A 1098-nucleotide genomic window follows, 5' to 3' on the forward strand; every position below is an offset into this window, starting at 1 on the left:
TCCTCGGACATGGAATCTTCTAAATTTCATATTTTGTTTAATGTTCCCAAAAACAGTTTCGACATCTGTCTTTCGCTGTGCATAGTAAAAGGCTGTTTCTTTGCTTTCTATCTTTTCATTCGCTTTTATTTTTATATATTCCCAGGTTGGATTGATATTCAAACGTCGATTTTTTCCTTCTTTTGCTTTGGTACATTTCTCTCTCAATGGACATCCTGTACAATCTTCACATTCATAGATTTTGAAGTTTCGAACAAATCCATTTCTATCTTTACGTTGTGAATAATGTGAGAACACTACTCTTTTCTGATTGGGACAAATATAGTAATCATCCAACTCATTGTAAGGCCAATTATCTCGATGAAACTGATTTTGTTTATGGGCGCGTTTCTTCTCTTTTAAGTATCCTTGATGGGGGATAATTGGGGTGGATTCTGTTTCGTCTAACACATAACAATAATTTTCTTCACTTGCATAACCGGCATCTGCGACAATATTTTCTGGTAACCCTATTTTTGATTCAATCTTTTCAAGAAATGGGATAAATGTTCGTGTGTCTGTTGGATTTGGATAACAATCATAAGCAAGGGCAAATTGATTTTCTGTCGCAAGTTGAATATTATAACCTGGTTTTAGTTGGCCATTAAGCATGTGATCTTCTTTCATCCGCATAAAAGTAGCGTCATGATCCGTCTTTGAGAAACTATTACGCACCCCCATAATCACCAATTGTTCTTCGTAGCGCATTTTTCTTTGAGCAAAATCATCAAATTGCTTCTTCTGCTTATGAACTTCAGATTTTTCTTTACGCAGTGATTTTCGTTCTTCTACTGTTTCGGTTTGGTCAATCGCTTCAATTAATTGTTCTTCCTTTTCTTCTAAAGATTGACGAATCCTTTCAATCTCTTCTATAGAAAGTTCATCCTTTAAATCATCTATTAACTCAGGTAAGATTTTTGTTTCCACCATTTGTTGGTAGTTTTCAAGGGCTTTTTGATCAAGGTTATCCTTATACTTTAAAATACTTTTTTTCCAAACAAAAGAGTATTTATTCGCATCCGCTTCAATTTTTGTACCATCTATGTATAAAGCACTCCC

1 protein-coding gene is annotated in these 1098 nt (G+C 34.4%); it reads right to left on the reverse strand.

Annotated elements, in window-relative coordinates:
• Nucleotides 1-1098 (reverse strand): IS1182 family transposase (locus ACTQZM_RS11865; protein WP_441653884.1); only part of this gene is annotated, 1098 nt, incomplete at both ends.

Origin of the sequence: Enterococcus cecorum (assembly GCF_052119425.1) — a bacterium.
GTDB classification, from domain to species: domain Bacteria; phylum Bacillota; class Bacilli; order Lactobacillales; family Enterococcaceae; genus Enterococcus_E; species Enterococcus_E cecorum_C.